The organism is Thermoflexus sp. (assembly GCF_025055495.1).
In the GTDB taxonomy this organism is placed as follows: domain Bacteria; phylum Chloroflexota; class Anaerolineae; order Thermoflexales; family Thermoflexaceae; genus Thermoflexus.
The window spans coordinates 1-1,377 of the sequence record NZ_JANWXB010000117.1; the positions used below are offsets into that span (position 1 = coordinate 1).

Annotated in this window: 1 protein-coding gene and 1 pseudogene; both read left to right on the plus strand. The window is 64.0% G+C overall.

Features of this window, described 5'->3' with window-relative positions:
• Window positions 1-132 precede the first annotated feature (132 nt).
• Entirely contained in the window at window positions 133-657 is a 525-nt protein-coding gene (locus tag NZM16_RS03885) for a hypothetical protein (protein ID WP_295447904.1), read from the plus strand.
• Window positions 658-888: 231 nt separating this feature from the next.
• A pseudogene (locus NZM16_RS03890) lies at window positions 889-1,377 on the plus strand (hypothetical protein); the annotation flags it as partial.

Here is a 1,377-nt window from a genome sequence, read left to right on the forward strand (position 1 = left end):
AGGATGGAGCGGCGGCGGCAGCTTCAGGGGCGGAGGCGGTGGAGGCGGCCGGAGCGGATTCGGATGAAGACCGAGGGATGAAGCGCGCGGCAAAGCCCCATGCCGGATCAACATCCCGTGCAAGGAGGCATGATGCATCCACGCACCATGCAAGCCCTGGGGTGTATCCTGATTGGGGCAGGGATGTTTCTGGTGACGGCCTTCCTGGGGTTCCTGGCGATCCAGGGCGTCCGGGGCGCGCTGACCCCGGGCGGCTTCGCCATCGGGGCCTTTTTGATTTTTCTGGTCTTCTCGCCCCTGATCGGCGCCGGGATCTATCTGGGGCAACGGGCCAGTGTGGCGGCCCGGGAAGCGGAGGAAGCCGAGAAGCAACGTCGGTTGCTGGGCATGATCCAGGCGCGGGGAAAGGTGGCCTTATCGGACCTCGCCCTGGAGCTTCGGGCGAGCCGGGATCAGGTGCGGGCGTGGATTTACGATCTGGTGCACCTGGGGCTCTTCTCCGGGTATATCAACTGGTCGGAGGGTTTGCTGTATTCCGCGGAGGCGGCGGCCCTGCGCGACGCGGGCAAGTGTCCGAATTGCGGCGGTGCGCTGGAGCTGGCCGGGAAAGGCGTGATCCGCTGTCCCTATTGCGGCACGGAGATCTTCCTCGCGTAGTGGATCGTCCTCTCCACGAGGTCGGGGAACAGGTGGATTTGTTTGATCAGCGGTAGTGCGGCTGGGGGTAGAGGGCGCTCCCTCTCGATGTTTTTTGGGCGGGCGAGGCCGCTGGACCGTGCAGCGTGAGGACCTGGCCCCTGATCCCGCTCGGTCGGAGGTTTTCGGGGGATGAGGGACAACCCTCCGGATGACTTCAGCTCCCTGAATCTGTGAAAGGGTGGAGGACCGATGGCGATCCGCGCGCGAACATTGAAGGAGGCGTTGAACCTGTTCGATCCCCGCGTGCCCTTATCCGGGAGGGCGCTGGCTGCCTATTACGTGGAACGGGCGGACGTGCCCACCCATGAGCTGAAGGCTTATCTGGAGGCGATGGACGAGCCGGTGAAGGTGCTCTTCTCCGGCCATCGGGGGAGCGGCAAGAGCACTGAACTCAACCGTCTGACGGGCCTTCTAAAAGGACGGTTCTTCATCGTGCATTTTTCGGTGCTGGAGATCTTGAATCTCACCGACCTGACCTATGTGGATCTCCTCCTCGCCATCGCGCTGCGCCTGCTCCAGCAGGCGACGGATGAGCGGATTCTGAAAGGCCGCAAGCGGGGCCTGGTGGGGATGGGGATGCTGGAAGATCTCTACCGCTGGCTCACCCATGAGATCGTGGAGGAGGAGATGGTGAGCCCCTCCCGGGAAGCTTCGGCCGAGGCCGCGCTGAACCTCCTG

Coding starts and splice junctions, on each gene's coding strand:
- NZM16_RS03885 (WP_295447904.1), top strand. CDS start 133: ATGCATCCACGCACCATGCAAGCCCTGGGGTGTATCCTGATTGGGGCA.